This window comes from Winogradskyella litoriviva (genome assembly GCF_013249065.1).
GTDB classification, from domain to species: Bacteria; Bacteroidota; Bacteroidia; order Flavobacteriales; family Flavobacteriaceae; genus Winogradskyella; species Winogradskyella litoriviva.
In genome coordinates, this window is the sequence record NZ_JABRWQ010000001.1 from 755,421 (window position 1) to 774,388 (window position 18,968).

At 31.3% G+C, this 18,968-nt stretch carries 15 protein-coding genes; 12 read left to right on the plus strand and 3 right to left on the minus strand.

The window, feature by feature from the left end:
- Positions 1-4 precede the first annotated feature (4 nt).
- Entirely contained in the window at positions 5-3,031 is a 3,027-nt protein-coding gene (locus tag HNV10_RS03255) for a SusC/RagA family TonB-linked outer membrane protein (protein ID WP_173299883.1), read from the minus strand.
- 254 nt (positions 3,032-3,285) lie between these two features.
- Positions 3,286-6,066 (minus strand): helix-turn-helix and ligand-binding sensor domain-containing protein, encoded by a 2,781-nt coding sequence (locus tag HNV10_RS03260; protein WP_173299884.1) that lies wholly within the window; start codon positions 6,064-6,066, stop codon positions 3,286-3,288.
- A 264-nt stretch (positions 6,067-6,330) separates the two neighbouring features.
- Between HNV10_RS03260 and HNV10_RS03265 the strand changes: the two genes are divergently transcribed.
- Positions 6,331-7,173, plus strand: a complete 843-nt coding sequence (locus HNV10_RS03265; RefSeq protein WP_173299885.1) for an EcsC family protein — start codon at positions 6,331-6,333, stop codon at positions 7,171-7,173.
- 296 nt (positions 7,174-7,469) lie between these two features.
- Positions 7,470-7,670, plus strand: coding sequence for a hypothetical protein (locus HNV10_RS03270; RefSeq protein WP_241695447.1), 201 nt, complete (start codon positions 7,470-7,472; stop codon positions 7,668-7,670).
- Here HNV10_RS03270 and HNV10_RS03275 read toward each other — a convergent pair.
- Entirely contained in the window at positions 7,667-8,257 is a 591-nt protein-coding gene (locus HNV10_RS03275) for a riboflavin synthase (protein ID WP_173299886.1), read from the minus strand. The two genes, HNV10_RS03270 and HNV10_RS03275, sit on opposite strands and share 4 nt — an antisense overlap.
- Before the next feature lie 134 nt (positions 8,258-8,391).
- Here HNV10_RS03275 and pdxA point away from each other — a divergent pair, with 134 nt between their 5' ends.
- From pdxA to HNV10_RS03325, 10 genes are all read left to right on the plus strand, one after another.
- Positions 8,392-9,432, plus strand: coding sequence for a 4-hydroxythreonine-4-phosphate dehydrogenase PdxA (gene pdxA, locus HNV10_RS03280; RefSeq protein ID WP_173299887.1), 1,041 nt, complete (start codon positions 8,392-8,394; stop codon positions 9,430-9,432).
- 79 nt (positions 9,433-9,511) lie between these two features.
- Entirely contained in the window at positions 9,512-10,051 is a 540-nt protein-coding gene (locus tag HNV10_RS03285) for a YceD family protein (protein ID WP_173300058.1), read from the plus strand.
- Between the two features lie 8 nt (positions 10,052-10,059).
- Positions 10,060-10,263, plus strand: coding sequence for a 50S ribosomal protein L32 (gene rpmF, locus HNV10_RS03290; RefSeq protein ID WP_157364235.1), 204 nt, complete (start codon positions 10,060-10,062; stop codon positions 10,261-10,263).
- 177 nt (positions 10,264-10,440) lie between these two features.
- The gene (locus HNV10_RS03295) at positions 10,441-11,436 is read left to right on the plus strand and encodes a beta-ketoacyl-ACP synthase III (protein WP_173299888.1); all 996 of its coding nucleotides are present in this window, start codon (positions 10,441-10,443) and stop codon (positions 11,434-11,436) included.
- Between the two features lie 31 nt (positions 11,437-11,467).
- Positions 11,468-11,953: an acetyl-CoA carboxylase biotin carboxyl carrier protein gene (gene accB / locus HNV10_RS03300; RefSeq protein WP_173299889.1), complete on the plus strand. Its 486-nt coding sequence runs from the start codon at positions 11,468-11,470 to the stop codon at positions 11,951-11,953.
- A gap of 91 nt (positions 11,954-12,044) precedes the next feature.
- Entirely contained in the window at positions 12,045-13,397 is a 1,353-nt protein-coding gene (gene accC, locus HNV10_RS03305; RefSeq protein ID WP_173299890.1) for an acetyl-CoA carboxylase biotin carboxylase subunit, read from the plus strand.
- A 146-nt stretch (positions 13,398-13,543) separates the two neighbouring features.
- On the plus strand, positions 13,544-16,234 hold the full coding sequence (locus HNV10_RS03310; RefSeq protein ID WP_173299891.1) for a zinc-dependent metalloprotease: 2,691 nt from the start codon (positions 13,544-13,546) through the stop codon (positions 16,232-16,234).
- 52 nt (positions 16,235-16,286) lie between these two features.
- Positions 16,287-17,399 carry an NAD(P)/FAD-dependent oxidoreductase gene (locus HNV10_RS03315; RefSeq protein WP_173299892.1) on the plus strand — a complete coding sequence of 371 codons (1,113 nt, stop codon included), beginning with the start codon at positions 16,287-16,289 and terminating at the stop codon, positions 17,397-17,399.
- A 6-nt stretch (positions 17,400-17,405) separates the two neighbouring features.
- A complete protein-coding gene (gene mtgA / locus HNV10_RS03320; RefSeq protein WP_173299893.1) occupies positions 17,406-18,098 on the plus strand; it encodes a monofunctional biosynthetic peptidoglycan transglycosylase in 693 nt (230 codons plus the stop codon).
- A 178-nt stretch (positions 18,099-18,276) separates the two neighbouring features.
- On the plus strand, positions 18,277-18,954 hold the full coding sequence (locus tag HNV10_RS03325) for a hypothetical protein (RefSeq protein ID WP_173299894.1): 678 nt from the start codon (positions 18,277-18,279) through the stop codon (positions 18,952-18,954).
- The last annotated feature ends 14 nt before the right edge of the window (positions 18,955-18,968 follow it).

The following is an 18,968-nucleotide window of genomic DNA, read 5'->3' on the forward strand; positions in this document are numbered from 1 at the left end:
TTTTTTAAAATTTAACTGTAACTCCAAATGTATAAACCGATGGTGTTGGATATGTTTGTGTATCTCTTCCATCGAAACCAACCTCTGGATTAAAACCATTGTACCCTTTTGTCCATAAAATAGGTCGATCTGCGGTAAGTGTAAAGCGCATTTCTGGTAGCTTTTCCTCTTTTAAAGTATAGGCTAACTGAATGTTTTGAATTCTAAAAAAGTCTCCATCTTGTAAAAAGAATTCAGATAATTTTTGATTCCATAAACTTCTATAACCTTCGGATGATGGAAACTTGTTTGTGGTTCCTTCTCCATGCCAGCGATTAATTGCTAGTTCTGCATCTATATTTCTACCTTGAGTTCTAATCACTTCCATGCGGTTGGTGTTTAATATTACATTACCACCTTGTCCATAAAACGCTACATTTAACTCAAATCCTTTGTAGTTAAGACCTATGTTACCACCAAAGTAATATGTTGGTACTGGTGATCCTATAACTTTTCTATCATTAGCATCTATAGTGCCATCATTATTAAGATCTCTGTATCTAAAATAACCTGGTTCAATAGCGGTTCCGTCTGCTATAATTGCTTGAACATTTGGATCTGCATCAACTTCTGCTGTATTTTGATAAACCCCTTCTATTTCATAACCATAAAAAGAGTTAATTGCTTCACCAACAATTAATCGTTGTCTTGCTTCTGCTGTACCAGTGTTTAGATATGGTTGACCAGCTAAACCAGTAATTTCATTATCTATAGTACTAAAGTTACCAGAAACTGTATACCCAAAATCTTCAGATATTTGTCCATTCCATGTTGCTGCTAATTCTATACCTTGATTTCTTACAGAACCAGCATTTTGGCTACTTACTTCCGTACCTACCAAAGGTTCTATATTTATCACTAAATTTTCAGTGTCTTTTACAAAATAGTCTGCCTCTAAAGACAATCTATTATTAAATAGATTTGCAGATAAACCGACATTTAATTCTTCAGTATATTCCCAATCTACATCATCTGCAACCGTAGAGAATTGAAAACCATTATAATAAGTATCATTAAAAACGGTAGAAATTGTACTTGCTGAAATTGGTATACTTGCACCTACAGCATTATTAGCTAATTTTCCCCAACCAGCTCTTAGCTTTAAATAATTTATGAAATTTATATCTTCCATAAATGATTCTTTAGAGATTTCCCAACCTAAACCAAAGGCAGGTAGATTAACATAAGTGTTTTCGTATTTGTTACTTCCTTCTGATCTAAATGTAGCATAAGCCAAGTACTTATCCTTGAATTTATATTGGGCTCTACCAAAATAAGACATTCCGTAATAACGACTACCTCCATCACTTGCAGTTCTGCTGTCTTCGGCAGTATTTTGAATATACCATGTTTGTTCGTTATCTCTTAAAAAGGCTCCACCTGGATCAAAATTTCCACTTGCCCAAAATGTTCTGTAATAATCATCTCTAAAAGATGTACCAGCCATTACTGTTAAATCGTGCTCACCGAAGCTGTTAGTGTAAGTTAATACATTATCAAAAATATAATTTTCTACAACACTGTTTGTTCTAGTAATGGATGAGTTATCTATACTTCTTTGATAGTCGTCAGTAATATAATAAGGCAATAGCATAATGCGCTCATTAGTGCCGAGGTAGTTATAAGAGAAGGTTGTTTTAAAACTTAAATGATCAGGTATAATTTTAAAATCTGCATAAAAATTAGCTGTTGTTCTTCTTCTTTCTCCTCTTCTGTCTGAATTATCAAGTAATGGAAATGGATTTTGAGAACCTCTATATCCAACCTCTCTAGCATCTGAGTAAGGTGTTGGGTCTGCGTCTACAAAATTATAATCATAAACTGGTAAAATAGGAACGGCATAATACGTTAATTGCCACGCTGAAGCTTCGTCATCGTATTTTACAGCATTACTGTATAAGATATTACCACCAACATTTAACCAATCTGCTGCTTTAGCATCTACTTTGGCTCTAATATTGAAACGTTCATAACTATTTTTCATATCTAAAATACCATCTTGAAGAAAGAAGTTTCCACCAAGAGAATATGAAACACTTTCAGATCCACCGTTAACTTGTAAATCGTAATTTTCAATTGATGCAACTCTAAGAACCTCATCATACCAATCTGTATTTACATCTGGAATGTTAGGATTAATTCTGCTTCTACCAAATCTTTGTATAGCTTGTTCTACACTAGAAATCTCTGACGCAGAACCAGACTCTTGAGCAAAAGTTACAAATTGCTCTGCATTTGCCATTTTTAATACATTTTGAGCATTTTGAAACCCATAATAGGTAGAGAATGATATTTCTGGTTTTTTATTAAACCTTCCTCCTTTGGTGGTTATTAATATTACTCCATTGGCAGCTTTAACACCATAAATTGCAGATGAAGAAGCATCTTTTAATATAGAAACATTTTCAATTTCACTTGGATTTAAAAAGTCTATACTATCATAAAACATGCCGTCTACAACATATAAAGGTGAAGAGTCACCAGCTAAAGAATTAGCACCACGTATTCTTACTTCTGGTGTTTCTCCAGGAGATCCAATACTACTGATTTGAACTCCTGCTACCTTTCCTTGAAACCCTTGTACCAACTGAGCAGAAGGTGTGGCTTTTAATTCTTCTGGATTAATGGTTGCAATAGCACTAGTTAAATCGGCTTTTTTCTGTGATCCGTAACCAATAACAACAACTTCGCTTAAAGAAGACACGTCGTCTTTAAGGGCAATATTAAGCTCCGTTTGATTCTCAATAAGGATTATCTGAGTTTCTAACCCAATATAACTGAACTCAATTTGCTCACCACGAGATGCTTTAATAGTAAATTTACCATCAAAATCTGTTGTAGTTCCTCTATTCGTTCCTTTGATAAGGACGTTTGCACCTGGCAAAGGCATCCCATCACTTTCGGTTGTTACAATTCCGTTAATATCAATCTGCTGAGCAAAAGCGCAAATTGAAAAAAACAGCATTAACAATAGACTGAATTTTGTTTTCATAAAAATTAATAAATATTAGAGTTTATTATTTAGTTTTTGTGTTCATCTAAATTATAACCTAATGTTAAATAGTGTTAACTTCTATTTACATTTTAAATACGTCATGTATAAAGTTTATTAAGAGAATATGGAAAAAGCCTAGTATGACGTAATATAAAGCTAAGAAAAAAACGATTTCGTTATGTAGATTTTAACAGAGTGACGTATAAATGACGTAGTGAAAAAATTAAATATATGATAATTTAGGCCTTATGTTATTTAATATTTAATAAATAATCTACTACAGAAGTGTCATTATCTAAATTTAGCTTCTTTTTTAACCTATATCTATGCGTTTCTACACCTCTAACAGAGATATTTAGTAGAGGAGCAATCTCTTTAGATGATAAATTCATTTTGATGTAGGCGCAAATCTTTAAATCCTTAGGTGTAATTTTTGGATGTTGTTGTTTTAGTTTTATAAAAAACTCATCGTGAACTTGATTAAAATTATATTCAAAAACTTCCCATTCATCTTTTAGCACAATAGAATTATCAACTTTTTTCAACAACTTTTTATAAGCGTAGTAGTTTTGAAAACCTTCCTTATTAATCATTAATTCTTTTTTAATTTCTTGTAAGGATTCATTTTTCTTAACCAAAGCCATAGCATTATTTGCTAATTGTTTACTCTTAGATTTTATATCACTTTGCAGCGCTTCATTTTTTAATTGTACAATACGTTTTTCATTTTCTAGTGTTTTTTCTCTAAGGAGTTTTTGCTGTTCTTTTTGGTATTTTATTTTTATTAGTCTTTGTTGTCTTAATATTTTTCTTTTTTGCACATAGAAAAATGTAAAAATTGCTAGGACAAAAATTAAAATGTATAATAAGAAACCTAAAGTTCCTCTGTACCAAGGTGGATTTATTTCAAATTCTAATGATTCAACGGGAGAGATATTTCCAAAATCATTTTGTGCTCTAAATAGAATTTTATAATTTCCTTCAATTAAATTATTTAATTCTAGGGTATTATTTTCTAAGGTATTCCAGTGTTCTTCGTTCTCAGATAATTTATACTCAAAAAAGTGATTATCAGATTTTGGAGAGGCTATTTCAATTTCTATATTTTCACCATATTCTAAAGCTAACGTCTTTGTATTAATCGCAGTGACTTCTTTGTTGATTAATATAGATTCTATTTTTGGACTATATAACTGAATGTTCTTTTTAAAGCCATTCTCTATAACCATAAAGCCATTTACTAAATTAAGAGCATAAATTGAATCTTCAATCTTAGAAATATTCTCATAACCAACGACATATCTATTTTTTATTCTTCGATTACCAAAGGTGATGCTATCTTCTAAATTGTTAAATGATTTTAAACTGATGACGCCATCCTTATTAATTAATCCTAATCGATTTGTATCTTCTTCTGAAATGATATAACTATCCTTTCCAAATTTTTCATTAAGTAGGTTGTACGGAATTATAGAATCAATAATGGGTTCATATTTCTTCCAACCATCATTAGTTTTAAAACTAATATTGTTTTTAATATTGTAAACCCGAAGGTTAAAATCGGAACCTATTCCTTTATCACTATAAGACGTAACACTAGAAATTGTATCAAAGTTGCTATCAAATTTTATACGATATAGTCCTTTATAAGCATGTGCCACCCAAGCCGTATTTGGATTTTCAAATACTAAAAAACGTGACGGAATTGTTGTTTTGCCTAAATGTTTAACTTCCCATTTATTATTACGCTTTTCAAATTTCACTAAACCAGTATACGTTCCTTGTATGTACGTGTGGTTTCTTTCGGGTACTTTTTTTATGGTCCAACCACCTGTAAAATTAGAAATCCAGGTGAGCTTATCATTGTTAACAATAAAGGTGCCTTCATTATGACCGCAGAAGAGTTGGTCTTCAATTATTTTTAAATCCCAAACCTGACCTTGAGAACCTTCTATAAAATGAAGTTTATCATTTTCATTTAACCTAAAAAGTCCGGTATTACTCCCTATATAAATTTGTCCATTATAGTTAACAACATCATATACAGCGCCCAGTTTACCAGATTGATCATTAAAGAAATAATAATGATTATCTAAATCTATTTTAGAAATACCGTTGTCTAACCCTAGCCACAAAGTGTTAGATGTATCAATATATTGCCCTAATACGGTATTATTAATTAAACCATTTTCTTTACTAATATGAAATTTTAAATTGCCTTTAGCATCTGTTAAAAATAAGCCGTCTTTTATTGTCCCAAAAACCATTTCACCATTTTGTAATTGTGAAAATTTATTAAGTTGATGTTGCTTAATTTCTTTATCAATGCTAAAACCTGTTGGCTTTAATTGATTTTTATTTAAAAAATAACTTCCCTTTAATGAGGTTAACAGAAGTAAGCCATTATTGTAACTTGTTAAAGAAATTATTTTTGTATCAATTAGCTTAGAGTTAAAAAAGAATGGCTTAAGTTTATTATTTTCTAGAGAAAAAATCCCTTTATTTAGAGTGCAGATATAGAGTTTGTTATCTATAACGTTGCTAGAAATTATAGCTGATTTAGGACTTAATTGAATAACATTTTTAAAATCATATATGTAAATATTTAAAAATGACCGAAAAACAATTTTGTCTTGAAACTTAACAATTTGCCAAATCTCTTCGTTGGGAGAAATTTGGTCAATAACACTTTCACTAAGAGAATTGTATTTTAAAATCCCTAGCGCATCTTTTTTCCAATATCCAAATTCTTCGTAAGAGCCAGTAAATACAATATTATTATCAGTAAATACTGAACGAACTGTCGTTTTATTTGGTAATTGGTAGAATTTCCAACTGAAGGCATCATAAACTAGTAAGCCATTATTATTGGCAACATAAATTTTTCCATCTTCTGCTCTGGTAATATCCCAATTTTGATTTCCTGCTTTATATTCTGCTAAATTATAATTATGAGTACTTGGAGAATATTGACCATATACGTTTGTTAAAAACAATACGAAAAACGATATTATGTACAGTGATTTTTTCAAATTTTATAGGAAATCAAATTCATTAATTACAATATTAAAAATAACAATTTAAAGGTTTTTATTAAATCTATCATGTTTAAATAAGTATAATTCTAAAAACTAAGACTTATAAAAAATTAATTAAATTTAGCTTTATATGATTTTAATTATATTAAACTATTTTAAATATTGAACCTCTGCACATTAATTATTAATGTTACAATTAACTTTTAAGGTTGTAACAAATAATTCCCAAAAACGACAAATTTTAATAAACCCCAAACCATGAGTATAATTCCAATTTCAATTTCTACTGAAGATAAAGATGCTTTAATTCATGCAAAATCTAGCATGCATAATTTAAGTTGGGCAATCCGTAATGTCAATAAGGTAGGCAATACTGTAGAAACAGGAATTAAGTTTGTGCCTGAAAAGGTATTGTTGAAGGTCCAAAAAATAATTGAATCGGTTTTGTTAAAAATTATAAAAGCAAATTTATTAACCATACAAAAGAATAAAAGATTTAAAAAACCGTCTAAAAACACTTACAAAGGTGTTATTACTGGTACTGGTGCTATAAGTGGCTTTTTTGGTTCATCTACAGGTTTTGGTACTGCAATTTTTGCTTCGGAAGTGACATTGACTACTAAATTTTTAATGCGAACCATTATGGATATTGCACGCAGTGAAGGGGAAGATATTTATACTTTAGAAGGGCAAATGGCCTGTATGCAAGTTTTTGCTCTAGGAGGTGGTTCTAAAAACGATGATGATTTAGAAACGAGTTATTATACAACAAGATTAGCTTTAAATTCAGCTATTAATAAAGTGTCCGCTTCTGGGATTAAAATTACCTTAGATAGTTTAGCTAAAGGCGTAGGTGTTCTAGGTTCTAATGCAATAGGTAATTTTTTATCTAACATAGCTACAAGGTTAAGCCTTCTTATTAGTGAAAAATTTTTAGCTCAAGCCGTACCTGTAATTGGAGCAATTGGAGGAGGAGGATTAAATTATGTATTTGTAGATCACTTTCAGAAGATGGCAACTGCTCATTTTACAATAAGACGATTAGAACGTAAATATGGTGAGAGCGCGATTAAGTTGGTTTTTCAAAGCATAAAAGTATAAATCGCTACCGTTAATAAAATAAATTATCCAAAATGTTGTTTTAATGTTTAATCCATCTATTAAATCAATTTAACAATCTCTAAATATTTTTAATTTAAATGCCTTTATTAGTGATAATTGTAAAGTAAAATAGTATTATATTTGCGCATAATTTTTAAAAAAGAGCGCGTATATTCTCTAAAATAACTACATTTTTTAGCTTTTTATCGATAAATTTTACCGTTCAAAGATGTTTTTTATGTGAAATTATTTTGTGGGCAAGAATTTTTTAATACATTTACACCATATTTAATAGAATGCAGAACAAGAATATGTTAGCCTCAGTCTTAGTTTTTTTCGTTGCTTTCGCATCTATGGCGCAAGGAGCCACACCACCACCACCTATACCACCACCACCTCCAGGACTACCAATTGATAATGGAGTGCTTATTTTATTTGTGCTTGCTATTGGTTTAGGAATTTATAAATCATTTACGTTTTCTAAGAAAAGAGCTTAGATTCTAAGGTCATTTAGGCGTTTTACATATTTGCCTATAACATCAAATTCTAGATTAACCTTATCTCCAATTTTTAATGTTTTAAATATTGTATTATTATAGGTGTAAGGAATTATGGCTACAGAAAACTGATTTAACTGAGAGTTTACCACTGTAAGACTCACACCATTAACCGTTATAGAACCTTTTTCAATAGTAATATTATTAAGGTTTTTATCATATTCAAAAGTAAACACCCAACTACCATTTTCTTCTACAACATTAATACAATTCGCTACTTGGTCTACATGCCCTTGCACAATATGTCCATCTAAACGGTCACCAAGTTTCATGGCTCGTTCAAGATTAATAAGTTGATTTTTTGTAAGAGAACCAATATTAGTTTTGTCTAAGGTTTCTTGGATAGCCGTAACAGTATAAGTATCTCCCTCAATATTAACAACCGTCATGCAGACTCCATTATGAGCAATACTTTGGTCAATTTTCAATTCTTTTGTAAGAGATGATTGTACGGTAATGTGTAGATTGCTTCCGTCTTTTTCTAGCTTGTTAACACTCGCTAGATTTTCAATAATTCCTGTAAACATAAAATGTACTTTATTTAGTTTAAATTTGCAACCACAAAGTTAAACCCATTTTATGAAATAAACTTTGTAAGTGGTAAGAAACGGAACTAAAATATTAAGTATTCGTTATTTTATTCAAGATAGTTACAAAATATATGAAGCGAAAAGAATCTGTTATTGTTGGTATTTCAGTTGGAGACCTCAATGGTATTGGCCCAGAGATTATTATAAAAACTTATGAGGATCCTAGATCTTTAGAATTAAGTACGCCTGTAATTTTTGCATCAGGTAAAACCATGCAGTTTTTTAAAAATCATTTTAAAAGTAAAATTAATTTCTACAATATTGACACACCAGAAAAAGTGGTTGTAGGTAAGGTTAATGTTGTAAATGTATGGAATGAATCTGTAAAAATAGATTTTGGAAAAGAAGACAATAAAATAGGTGAGTATGCTATAAAATCACTTGAAGCCGCAACCAATGCTTTAAAAAATGGAACAATAGATGTTTTAGTAACTGCTCCAATTAATAAGCACAATATACAATCTGATAAATTTAACTTTCCAGGCCATACAGATTACTTAGCAAAAGCGTTAAATGGTAAAAGTCTAATGTTTATGGTTTCTAATGCACTTCGCGTTGGGCTATTAACAGATCATGTACCTTTAAAAGATGCAAGTGAGAAAATCACAGAAGAATTAATTAATGAGAAAATCACAACTGTTATAAAATCATTAAAACAAGATTTCGGAATTGCTAAACCTAAAGTTGCTGTATTAGCCATAAATCCGCATGCAGGCGATAATGGAGTTATAGGTAATGAAGATGATACAGTTTTAAAACCCGCTTTAGAAAAAATAAAACTACAGGGTAATTTAGTTTATGGTCCTTATTCTGCAGATAGTTTTTTTGGGTCTAATAACTATAAAAAGTTCGATGCTATAATAGCATCTTACCATGATCAAGGCTTAATTCCGTTTAAAACTATTGCATTTGGTGAAGGCGTAAACTATACTGCTGGCTTAAGTAAAGTGAGAACATCACCCGATCATGGAACCGCATATGAAATTGCAGGTAAAGGTATTGCAGATGAGGGATCTATGAAACAAGCAATATTTACTGCAATTCAAATTTTTAGGAGTCGCGAAACGTATAATTTTTACAGTAAAAACCCGTTAAAAAAGCAAACGAGATAGTTATAAACAAAATTTGTTGATATCTAGGCTTTAAATAATTAAAAATTTATATATTTGCAGGCTCAAAATGAGTGTAGTAATGAAGGCATTAAAATCTTATATAATTCCTTTTGTAGGATTAAAAATAGGAGAGCATCATTTTGATTATCAAATTGATAATACGTTCTTTCAACATTTTGAATACGATGAATTCAATACAGTTGATGTTAAAATAGATCTGAAATTTGAAAAAAAATCAACACTTTTAGAGTTGAATTTTTCAGCAAAAGGAACAGTAAACATTAATTGTGATATTACAAATGAACCTTATGATCAAACAATTGATGACGCTTTTAAACTAGTTGTTAAGTTTGGCAATGAGTATAATAATGATAACGAAGAAATATTAATTGTACCACATGGAGAATATGAAATTAATGTGGCACAGTATATTTACGAACTAATTGTTTTAGCAGTTCCTGTAAAGCGTGTTCATCCAGGTGTAGAAGATGGTACGTTAGAATCAGATATACTTTCAAAATTAGAAGAATTAAGTCCACAAAAGGACATTAAAAATAAATCGTCAGAGGATATTGATCCTCGTTGGAATAATTTAAAAAAACTATTAACGGATAAATAACATTTAAAATGGCACATCCAAAGCGTAAAATATCGAAAACAAGAAGAGATAAAAGAAGAACACATTATAAAGCTTCTGTACCTCAAATAGCAACTTGCCCAACAACTGGTGAGCCACACTTATACCATAGAGCTCACTGGCACGAAGGTAAATTATACTACAGAGGTCAAATTTTAATTGACAAATCTGTTGAAGAAGAAAACGTAGCATAAATATTATGCATGCATAAAAGAAAACGCTCACTTGTGGGCGTTTTTTTTGTTATTATTTTTTGAATAGCGCAAAAACCACTTACTTTGCGTAATTAATTGCGATAAATTGATAAAAATTGAATAAAACATATCAAATTTTGTCAATTTTCAATACATTTAATCTTCTAAATCCTAACAATGAGTAAAATCACAGCGGCAATTACAGCAGTCGGAGGCTATGTTCCGGACTTTGTTTTATCAAATAAAGTACTTGAAACCATGGTAGAAACTAACGATGAATGGATTACTTCTAGAACAGGTATTAAAGAGCGTAGAATTTTAAAAGAGGAAGGAAAAGGAACTTCTTTTTTAGCAATAAAAGCAGCCGAAGACTTAATTAATAAAAAAGGCTTAGACCCAAAAGATATTGATTTGGTAATTGTATGTACGGCTACACCAGATATGAAAGCTGCTTCTACAGCAGCCTATACTGCAACGCAAATTGGTGCTGTTAATGCTTTTTCTTACGATTTAGAAGCGGCCTGTTCAAGTTTCTTATACGGAATGTCAACGGCATCTGCTTATATAGAATCTGGTCGATATAAAAAGGTACTTCTTATTGGCGCAGATAAAAATTCGTCTTTTATAAATTATAAAGATAGAACAACATGTATTATTTTTGGTGATGGAGCTGGAGCTGTTCTTTTTGAGCCAAATGAAGAAGGATTAGGTCTACAAGATGAATTATTGAGAAGTAATGGTGAAGGAAGAGAGTTTCTTCAGGCAACTTATGGAGGATCATCTTATCCTATTAATGAAAATACCTTTAAAGAAGGAAAACATTATGTTTTTCAAGATGGGAAAACAGTCTTTAAAAATGCCGTTTTTAATATGGCTGACGTTACAGAGCGTATTTTAAAGAGGAATCAACTCAAAAACAACGATATACAATGGTTGGCGGCACACCAAGCCAATAAGCGTATTATTGATGCTACTGCAAACAGAATAAATTTAGAAGAAGATAAAGTAATGATGAACATACAGAGGTACGGAAATACAACTTCAGCTACCTTACCGTTATTATTACACGATTACGAATCACAACTTAAAAAAGGTGATAAAATAATATTCGCTGCCTTTGGTGGTGGATTTACTTGGGGCTCAATTTATTTTAAATGGGCTTATAATTCCTAAAAAAATAACTAACTAATTAATATCTAAAATTATGGATATAAAAGAAATACAAAACTTAATTAGGTTTGTAGCCAAATCAGGTGCAAGTGAAGTTAAGTTAGAAATGGATGATGTAAAAATCACTATTAAAACTGGCTCAGATGATACAACAATTGTGCAACAAGTACCAGTACAAGCGGCTCCTGTAATGCATCAACAAGTACCAATGCATCAACCTGCACCAGTACAAGAAGCTCCAGCTACACCAGCAGCTAATGCAACTACCGAAGATTCTAAATATATAACTATAAAATCACCAATAATAGGTACATTTTATCGTAAACCATCTCCTGATAAACCAGTTTTTGTTGAGGTTGGTACTGATATAAAAGAAGGTGATGTGCTTTGTGTAATAGAAGCAATGAAATTATTCAACGAGATTGAGTCCGAAATTTCTGGAAAAATTGTAAAAGTATTGGTGGATGACGCTTCACCAGTAGAATTTGATCAACCATTATTTTTAGTTGATCCTTCATAAACTTTAGGTTTAGAAGTTTAAGTTTAAGTTTAAATAAGACGTAGTATTTAAACATAAACAACTAAACAATAAACTCTTAAACTCAAAAGACATGTTTAAAAAAATACTAATTGCAAATAGAGGGGAAATAGCACTTAGGGTTATTAGAACCTGTAAAGAAATGGGTATCAGAACTGTTGCAGTTTATTCTACAGCAGATGCAGAAAGTCTTCATGTAAAATTTGCGGATGAAGCTGTTTGTATAGGTCCACCATCGAGTAGTGATTCTTACCTCAAAATATCAAATATTATTGCAGCTGCAGAAATTACCAACGCAGATGCTATTCATCCAGGTTATGGATTTTTATCAGAAAATGCTAAATTCTCTAAAATATGTGAGGAGCATGGAATAAAATTCATTGGCGCATCTGAAGAGATGATTGATAGAATGGGTGATAAATCTAATGCAAAAGCTACAATGAAAGCCGCAGGAGTACCTTGTGTTCCTGGAAGTGATGGCATAATTGAAACATTTGAAGATTGTGTTAAAATTGCAAAAGAAACAGGTTATCCTGTAATGTTAAAAGCTTCTGCAGGTGGTGGTGGAAAAGGTATGCGAGCTGTTTGGAAACCAGAAGATTTACAGAATGCATGGGAATCCGCACGTTCAGAATCTAAAGCAGCATTTGGCAATGACGATATGTATATGGAGAAGCTAATTGAAGAGCCTCGTCATATAGAAATACAAATTGTTGGTGATTCTCGAGGAAAAGCCTGTCATTTATCCGAAAGAGATTGCTCAATTCAGAGACGTCATCAAAAGTTAACGGAAGAAGTACCTTCTCCTTTTATGACTGATAAATTGAGAAATAAAATGGGTAAAGCAGCTGTAAAAGCTGCCGAATTTATAAAATACGAAGGTGCTGGTACAGTTGAATTTCTCGTAGATAAACATAGAAATTTCTACTTCATGGAAATGAATACTCGTATCCAAGTAGAACACCCAATTACAGAACAAGTTATAGATTTCGATTTAATTCGTGAGCAAATACTTGTTGCGGCAGGTGTACCAATTTCTGGTAAAAACTATTTACCTCAATTGCATTCAATAGAATGTAGAATAAACGCTGAAGATCCATTTAATGATTTTAGACCTTCACCAGGAAAAATTACTACTCTTCATGCACCAGGAGGACATGGTGTAAGATTAGATACCCATGTTTACGCTGGTTATAGTATTCCTCCTAACTACGATTCAATGATTGCAAAGCTGATTACTACAGCTCAAACAAGAGAAGAAGCTATTCATAAAATGAAACGAGCTTTAGATGAGTTTGTAATTGAAGGAATTAAAACTACAATTCCGTTCCATAGACAGTTAATGGATCATCCAGATTATTTAGCTGGTAACTATACTACAAAATTCATGGAAGACTTTAAGCTTCAAGATGAGATAGAAGAATAAAAAAAAGAACCCAAACCGAAAGGTTTGGGTTCTTTTTTTGACCAAGAAAATAACTCAATTGATTAGTTCAGTTTTAAAAGAGATAATCGGTTTTTTTGATAATCAAATAAATACAAGTAAATTTAGAGATTGAAAAAATAATAACTATGAATAAAACTTACTTTATTAAAACAACAATTATTTTATTTTTATTAGTCACGTTCACTGCTAGTTCTCAGAACTTAAAAGGGTTATGGACTAGTGTTGGTGAAACAAAGGCAATTCAGACAGACCAAGTGTTTAGAAAAATCTCACTAAAGACTGAGAAATATTTTAAATTAAATCTCGAGGAATTAAAAAATAAATTACAAAATGTTGGAACCAGAGAGCACCAAGGAAATACAATTATTGCTTTTCCAAACTCTAATGGAGAACTACATAATTATAGAGTATTTGAAACTCCTATGATGGAGTTAGAGCTTCAAGCGGAATATCCTAACATTAAAACTTATGCTGGTCAAGGTATAGAAAATCCTTCAGAAATAATAAGGTTTAGTATTACATCAAAAGGATTTCATGGGATGTTTTTAGGGATGCCAAATGGTACTCAATTTATAGATCCATTTTCTGATGACGGTAATATTTACACAGTATATTCTAAACAAAATATAGAAGATTTAAGTTTTGGTTTTGAGTGTGGTCTTATAGATGACCCAAAATTAAATAACATTTATGAAAACGCTACATCTTTAGCAAAAAATGCAGACGATGGAATGTTAAGAAATTATAGATTAGCTGTTGCCTGTACAGGTGAGTATACAGCATTTCATGGTGGTACCGTTGCTGATGCATTAGCAGCTGTTGTAGTAACTATGAATAGGGTTAATGGCATCTTTGAAAGAGATTTGTCAATTACAATGACGTTGGTTGCTAATAATTCTAGTCTTATTTATACAGATGGCGCAACAGATCCATTTGATAACGATAGTACAAACACATTAATCAACCAAAGTCAAAGTATTATTAATGGTACAATTGGATCTGGTAATTATGATATAGGACACACCTTTAGTACAGGAGCAGGAGGTTTAGCAGGCTTAGGTGTTACATGTAATAATAACAATAAAGCAAGAGGAGTAACTGGAGTAGCTCAACCTGTTGGAGATTCTTTTGATATTGATTTTGTTGCGCATGAATTAGGTCATCAATTTGGAGCTCCACATACTTTTAATGGAACCGTAGGAAACTGTTCTGGCGGAAATAGATCCGCAGCAAACGCATACGAGCCAGGTAGTGGATCTACTATTATGGCATATGCTGGTATTTGTGGATCAGATAATATTCGAATAGGTAGTGATGCTTATTTTCATCGTAATAGTATTTTCCGAATTTGGAATCATGTTTCAGGCACAGGCTCTTGTCCTGTTAATAGAACAGCAACCGGAAATACAGAACCTGTTGCAAATGCTGGTGCTGATTATATTATTCCGCAAGGAACACCATACAAATTAGACGGAAGTAATTCTAGTGATGTTGATGGATTAGCTTCACTTACTTACACTTGGGAACAATACGATTTAGGAACAGCTGGAGTACCAGCCGAAACAACCTTAACAGGACCCTTAGTAAGGTCTTACGAAGGAACAATTAATCCTATAAGATACATACCAAGACTTGTAGATGTGGTTTCTAATGGAGGCGTTTCAACAACATGGGAAAAACTAGCAACTGTTAATAGAGCTATTAATTTCACTCTAACAGTTAGAGATAATGATGCTAGTGGAGGACAAACTGATTCTGATGGTATGACTGCTACAGTGACAACATCTGCTGGTCCTTTTACAGTAACGTCTCAAAATACAGGTGGAATTTCTTGGGATGTAGGTTCGTCTCAAACTATTACTTGGGATGTTGCAGGCACTACAGGTAATGGCGTAAATGAAGCCAACGTAAATATTTTATTATCAACCGATGGTGGTTTAAATTTTGACACAGTTTTAGCTAGTAATACACCTAATGATGGTTCTCAAAGTATTACTGTACCAAATGTTGCATCTTCAAATTGTAGGATTATGGTTGAAGCGGCAAATGGTATATTTTTCAATGTAAATAGTAGTAATTTCGGAATTGGAGTTGATATATTATGTACCACTTATACCTCTGGTAATATAGCTTTGGCTATTCCAGATGGAGGAGGTGAAAATGTTCAAGGAGCTGTGGTAGCTAATACTATTAATGTCCCAGATTCTGGAACAATCACAGATTTTAGAGTATCTATAGATGTTACACATTCTTACATAGGTGATTTAATAATACAATTGCAACATCCTAATGGAACAGCTTTTACCAATATTTGGAATAGAACATGTAATACAGGTGCATTTGGTAATATTGATGTAACTTTTAAAGATGGTGAGCCAACTATATCTTGCGCTAGTCCTACAATTGGACTTTACGAGGCAGCAAACACTTTAAGTGTTTTTAATGGTTTGGATATGAGTGGTGATTGGACCATTCTATTAGTGGATAATTATACAGGTGATACAGGTACTTTAAACAATTGGTCAATGGAATTTTGTTCAGAAGCATTAAGTATTGCAGAAAATGAATTAGACAATTTAAATATTTATCCTAACCCTAATAATGGCGAATTTAATATTGGTTTTAACCCAAAGACAGGAGAAGCAATATCAATTGATGTTTACGATATAAGAGGGCGTTCTATTTACAGCAACGTTTATAGTAGTGTTGGTCGTTTTGAAGAAACAATTGCGCTTAGCAATGCACAATCTGGAGTTTATATGTTAACCATATCAGATGGTTTGCAAAAAGTGACTAAGAAAATTATAGTAGAATAAAAATAAAATTTATACTTTAAAAGCTCCTACAATTAGGAGCTTTTTTTATATTATGAATTTATCGTATTGGGAAATAAAAACGTGGCTTACTAACATTGATTTTACCATTGTAGGTAGCGGAATTGTAGGTCTTAATTGCGCATTACAATTAAAGCGGCGATTTCCAAAGTCAAAGATTTTAATTCTAGAAAAGGGAATCCTTCCTCAAGGTGCAAGTACAAAAAATGCTGGTTTTGCATGTTTTGGGAGTTTAAGTGAGATTATAGATGATCTAAAAACGCATACTGAAGGCGAAGTGATAGACTTGATTAAAAAGCGAATAAATGGTCTTAAGATACTTCGTGAAACCTTAGGTGATAAGTCAATTGATTTTCAGAATTTAGGTGGTTATGAATTGTTTTTAGAATCTGATGAAGCTTTATATGACTTATGCAAGTGCAAGAAGGAAGAAATAAATAAGCTATTGTTTCCCATCTTTAAATCTGAAGTATTCAATTTTAAATTAAACAACTTTGGTTTTAAAGGCATAAAACCCAATTATAGTTTTAATTCATTTGAGGGACAAATTGATACAGGTAAGATGATAGAAGCTTTATTAAATAAAGTACAATCACTTGGCATAAAAATATTAAATAACACAACGGTTGAAGCATTTTCTGAAGATGCTAAATCGGTAAAAGTTAAGACAAACCATTTTGATTTTAATTCTAAGAAACTTTTTATTGCTACTAACGGATTTGCAAAACAACTTAATATTTCTTCAGTTAAACCTGCTAGAGCACAAATTTTAATTACAAAACCTATTAACAATTTAAAGATTAAGGGTACGTTTCATTTAGATGAAGGCTATTATTACTTTAGAAATATAGATAATAGAATATTGCTTGGTGGTGCGAGAAATCTCGATTTTAAAACCGAGGAAACTACAGAATTTGCACAAACTGAAATTATTCAAAATAAGCTTAAAGAACTTTTAAAAACGACTATTTTACCAAATGAAAATTTTGAAATTGAGAAACGTTGGTCTGGTATTATGGGAGTGGGCAAACAGAAAAAAGCAATTGTAAAACAGTTAACTAATAATGTGTTTTGTGGCGTACGTTTAGGTGGAATGGGAATAGCAATTGGTAGTTTAGTGGGTAGAGAGTTAGCGGATTTAACCTAATAAGTAATGCTAAAATTGATCAAACGTTTATTTCGATTTGTACTTAAAATACTGTTTTGGTGTGTGGTGTTTTCTGTTGCAGTAGTTTTATTATTTAAGTGGATTCCTGTACCAGTAACACCTTTAATGCTAATCCGTAATGCAGAACAAACAGATGCTAATAAAAAAGGTTGGGAGCATAATTGGGTTTCTATTAAAGCTATTTCACCTCACTTACAAAAGGCAGTAATTTGTAGTGAGGATCAATTCTTTTTAAGTCATAATGGCTTTGACATTAAGGCTATTGAAAAAGCATTTGAGAATAATAAAAAAGGTAAGAGACTTAAAGGTGCGAGCACTATTTCTCAACAAACAGCAAAAAATGTATTTCTATGGCCAGACAGAAGTTGGCTACGAAAAGGATTAGAAACCTATTTTACGTTTTTAGTAGAACTTATTTGGACAAAAGAGCGTATTATGGAAGTCTACTTAAATAGCATAGAGATGGGTCCAGGTATTTATGGAGCAGAAGCAGCAGCGCAATATTGGTTTAAAAAATCAGCTTCTAAATTATCAAAATACGAGTCAGCAGCAATTGCGTCAATTTTACCTAGTCCTTTGAGATATAGGGCAAATCCGGCAACAACTTACATTGAAGGCAGAAAATCTTGGATAGTAAAACAAATGGGTTATTTAGGAACTATAAATTATTCAGAATAAAAAAGATAGATTCAAATAAAGTAAAAAAGCAAGCCATTTCTGTAACTGTTTAATAGTTTATTAGACTTATAAGTGATTATAATAGAGTTTAATATTAAATCGCTTATAATTATTACTATTTTTGAAATCAATTATATTGTTTAATTCAATATTAGCCCAAATATATCAATACCTTACCATGAAAAGATTTTTCAACTTTTTTATACTTATACTTAGTTTAACTTTATTTTCAAGTTGTTTTGAAATTCTCGAAGAAATTAACTTAAATGCAGATGGAAGTGGAGAAATGTTGGTGACATTTAATTTAAGTAAAAGCAAATCTAAAATTGCATCAATTATGCTTTTAGATAGTGTTAATGGCTATAAAGTGCCTTCAAAAGAAGATCTAGGTTTAGCATTAAAAGAAGCAAAAAACCATTTAAAAACAATAGAAGGTATCACTAATATTAATACAACTTCAGATTTCGATAATTACATCTTTACTATATCTTGTGATTTTAGTTCAACTGCAAACTTAGATGCCGTTTTTAAAGATTTAATTAGTAAGCACAATAAAAAGAGTAAAACAAAATTTAATACTACTAATTTCTCTTACAGTACAAATAGTTTTAAACGCTCGTTTTCTTATGATGAGAGTATCAGAAGAAATTTTTACAAATTAAATAGTGAAGATCGTAAGGTTTTTGAAGACGCTAATTACACAAGTATATATAGATTTGAAAATGATGTAGAAAATGTAACTAATACTAATGCTAAAGTATCTCCTAATAAAAAAGCGGTCTTTCTAAAAGTAGATGTAATGTCGTTAATTTTAGGAGAAAAAAATATCACAAATACTATTCAATTATCAAAATAATATAACTACCAATC

Bases quoted from the DNA above. Each gene is read 5' to 3' on its own strand.
- HNV10_RS03255 (WP_173299883.1), bottom strand. From the start codon at position 3,031: ATGAAAACAAAATTCAGTCTATTGTTAATGCTGTTTTTTTCAATTTGC.
- HNV10_RS03265 (WP_173299885.1), top strand. From the start codon at position 6,331: ATGAGTATAATTCCAATTTCAATTTCTACTGAAGATAAAGATGCTTTA.
- HNV10_RS03270 (WP_241695447.1), top strand. From the start codon at position 7,470: ATGCAGAACAAGAATATGTTAGCCTCAGTCTTAGTTTTTTTCGTTGCT.
- HNV10_RS03275 (WP_173299886.1), bottom strand. From the start codon at position 8,257: ATGTTTACAGGAATTATTGAAAATCTAGCGAGTGTTAACAAGCTAGAA.
- pdxA (WP_173299887.1), top strand. From the start codon at position 8,392: ATGAAGCGAAAAGAATCTGTTATTGTTGGTATTTCAGTTGGAGACCTC.
- HNV10_RS03285 (WP_173300058.1), top strand. From the start codon at position 9,512: ATGAAGGCATTAAAATCTTATATAATTCCTTTTGTAGGATTAAAAATA.
- rpmF (WP_157364235.1), top strand. From the start codon at position 10,060: ATGGCACATCCAAAGCGTAAAATATCGAAAACAAGAAGAGATAAAAGA.
- HNV10_RS03295 (WP_173299888.1), top strand. From the start codon at position 10,441: ATGAGTAAAATCACAGCGGCAATTACAGCAGTCGGAGGCTATGTTCCG.
- accB (WP_173299889.1), top strand. From the start codon at position 11,468: ATGGATATAAAAGAAATACAAAACTTAATTAGGTTTGTAGCCAAATCA.
- accC (WP_173299890.1), top strand. From the start codon at position 12,045: ATGTTTAAAAAAATACTAATTGCAAATAGAGGGGAAATAGCACTTAGG.
- HNV10_RS03310 (WP_173299891.1), top strand. From the start codon at position 13,544: ATGAATAAAACTTACTTTATTAAAACAACAATTATTTTATTTTTATTA.
- HNV10_RS03315 (WP_173299892.1), top strand. From the start codon at position 16,287: ATGAATTTATCGTATTGGGAAATAAAAACGTGGCTTACTAACATTGAT.
- mtgA (WP_173299893.1), top strand. From the start codon at position 17,406: ATGCTAAAATTGATCAAACGTTTATTTCGATTTGTACTTAAAATACTG.
- HNV10_RS03325 (WP_173299894.1), top strand. From the start codon at position 18,277: ATGAAAAGATTTTTCAACTTTTTTATACTTATACTTAGTTTAACTTTA.